Below are 3,047 nucleotides of genomic sequence, written 5' to 3'. Positions count from 1 at the left end.
CACCTGCCGCAGCCGCGCGCTCGGATAGGCCGGGTCCAGCGGCACATAGGCCCCTCCCGCCTTGAGGATCGCCAACAGCCCCACCACCATCATCGCACTGCGCTGCAGGCAGATCGCAACCGGCTGGTCCGGCTTCACCCCGAGCCCGATCAGATGATGCGCCAGGCGGTTGGCCCGCGCATTGAGCTCGCCATAGCTCAACCGCTCGTCCCCGCAGACCACCGCCACCGCATCCGGCGCACGGCGCACCTCGGCCTCGAACAGCTCATGGATGCACCGTTGCGACGGATAGGCCGCAGCCGTCCGGTTCAGATCCTCCAACAGATACGCCCGCTCAGAGGATGACAAGAGTTCAACCCGCCCCACCGGCTGCTGCGCATCGGCCTTCACAGCACACAACAAATTCTGCAAATGTTGTGTCATACGGTCGATCTGATTGGGCTCCAGGCGACTTGCATCAAAGTGCCATCGGAAGCTCCCATTCAGAGCGCAAACCTCAAACGTTAGCGCCTCACCAGCCAGGGCCGCCTCGGAAATCGGGCTCGAAGCTAGATCACCAGTGGCAGATCCGCCATTTACCGTAACCGTAACGCCAACCGGCCAGGGACGGCGCAATCGTAGCGCCTCCACATTGCGCAACGTCGGGCATCGCGCAATAAGATCCCGCGCAAAGGTATCCTGTTCGTTCAGCTGCGCGAATTCGGCTGCGACCGCCGTGCGCGCCTCTGCGAAATCATTATCGAGGTCGATGGTAATTGCCATCGGCACGACAGACGCGACAAGCACCTCAAGCGCTTTCAAGCCGGCTCGCGATCCATTCGGCGCGGGAGTCCATCCCAATTGAAGCTCTGATTCCCCCGTTATGCGGGCGAGATAGACCAGCCAAGCAGTTAGCAAGAATTCCGTGCGATCACTGGGGGACAGCCCAACCAGCTCTTCTGGAATTCGCCACGCACTAGACTGCCATCTGGGCCCAGCCGCAGCTTCTGCAGACGACAGTAAAGGAAGCTGGTATGTTTTGAACTGCTCAAGTCGCCGTCGCCAAAAACTCTCCCGAGGCGCCAACAATTCATGCGCAACCGTTATGCTCCGGGCCTCGTCATCGCTCAGAATCGGGAGGCGGCCGCCTACATCGAAATCAGAACGCCTCGCGACTGTCCGCGCGTCCAGAGCCTGACCATCTGAGCTGCCAAACCAAACATCAACATCCTCTGTGCCTGTCGCGACACGCCAATGGCTAGGATGGATTTCAACTAGAGACCCCGCCGCAAAGCCCGAGCTCCCAGCCGTCACCTCCAAGCGCCTGACGGCGACGACGTCATCGCCTACGAGAGCCTTGGACAGACCCAACAGATTGGCATGATAGGGGCCAAAGTCCAAGGCACGCGTCATCGCTGCCAGACCCTGCGCGGGTCGATCCCATCGCAGACAACCCGCAGCGTCTGGGCGGCGACGTTTCGGGAAAAAACTTCGGTCCGCTAGCGCTTGCGGACGAGCACCGAGCTCTCCATTTGTTAAGCCAGTTAGAAGCTCGCGGAAGCCCTCGATCGCAGCCTCATAACATTTGAGATTCAGCGTCAATGCCGTATCGCTCGGCGCAATCAATACTTGGCGTTGTACTACCAGCTCACCAGTATCAACCCCATGACCGACACGATGCCACGTGATGCCATGTTCGGTCTCCCCGGTAAGAAGCGCCCAAGACGTCGCATGGGTTCCCGCATATCGCGGCAACGGACCGTCATGGTAGTTGAAAGCGCCTTGACGGGCTCGCCCAAACACCTCCGGCGGCAGCACGAACGGATTAGCAACAGAAAAAATCCATTCCACCGGCTCGGCCTTCAGCAACATGGAGAGCTCTTCAACGCTCACTACACTCAGGATATTAGCGCGAGCGGCCCAATCGGCGAATGTAGCGTCGGCACACAGCGCCGCGCGGATGTCGTGACCCATCTCCCTTGCTAGCTGCACGCACCTTATGGCTAGCGTACCACTACCAACAAAGACGCTAGAATAGATTGACGGAGCTGCAGCTTGCTGCCTGCTACTCTCGCTCGGCCCGCAAGCATCTGCGTGCATCCGAGGAGACTGATGTACCATCTTCATCGTTCAGCCAATCCGTCGCGTAGGTTGAGCAGCTTCCACCCAAGGCGCCCCGCCCCATAGAGACTTGGGCATGCCGCACTGGTCAGGATTTGATCGAGAGCTGCCGTGCTGAATGCTCATCGAATCCGACTAGCCTTGAGAGCTATCAGCGCGAATAACGACAGCGGCACCTCCGACGGACGCGACCAAGCTTCATTGAGCGGGACCACACTTACTAACAGTGCAGCGTCTATGGCGGTGAGTTGAATCAGTCGAACAGGCTTCATTGACTATGTCGGTGGGTGACCGCGGGACCGCTAGAGTCCTACAGATTCTTCACCGTCTCATAGCAATCCGCGTGCCACAAAGAGGCTGTACAAATCCTGCTTGAAGAGCGAACGAGCACGTGCTTTGCGCCGCGGCACCGAAATACTTGAGCCTCAGTGTCGGGTTGCCGACATAGCGTCGTCAGCTGCACATAGCGAAACATGACGACTGAACCGTCCGGGGTTTGCCGGAGGCAATTTGGTTTACAGTAAGTTATGCCGCCATGGCTGATTGTTCCAGCATGGCGTAGTAGCGTTGCTCGGCTTCGGCCGGCGGGATGTTTCCGATGGGCTCCAGGAGCCGTCGATAGTTGAACCAATCCACCCATTCGAGAGTGGCGAACTCGACGGCCTCGAAGCTGCGCCATGGCCCGCGCTGATGGATCATCTCGGCCTTGTAGAGACCGTTGATGGTTTCGGCGAGAGCGTTGTCGTAGGAATCTCCGACACTGCCGACAGAAGGCTCGACGCCAGCTTCAGCCAGGCGCTCAGTGTACTTACAGTAATGGATGCGTATTGGCTGCCCCTGTCGCTGTGGTGCACGAGCCCGCCACGATGGACCGTAACCGGCATGAGGCCCCCACCTAGCCATCCTTCGGCTTGCGCGCGATACAGCCTGGCATGAGCGGATCGGTG

1 protein-coding gene and 1 pseudogene are annotated in these 3,047 nt (G+C 59.3%); both read right to left on the bottom strand.

All coding sequences use genetic code 11. The features are described from left to right. Window positions 1-1,953 (bottom strand): AMP-binding protein (locus tag AAFX91_RS40325; protein ID WP_394570201.1); only part of this gene is annotated, 1,953 nt, incomplete at its 3' end. Between the two features lie 672 nt (window positions 1,954-2,625). Beyond that, window positions 2,626-2,966 (bottom strand): annotated as a pseudogene (locus AAFX91_RS40320) (integrase core domain-containing protein); the annotation flags it as partial. Between the last annotated feature and the right edge of the window lie 81 nt (window positions 2,967-3,047).

It is taken from the genome of Bradyrhizobium sp. 31Argb, from assembly GCF_043638955.1.
Classification (GTDB): domain Bacteria; phylum Pseudomonadota; class Alphaproteobacteria; order Rhizobiales; family Xanthobacteraceae; genus Bradyrhizobium.
The sequence above is the reverse complement of the archived record's forward strand: the minus strand, read 5'-3'. Positions and strand labels throughout refer to the sequence as shown.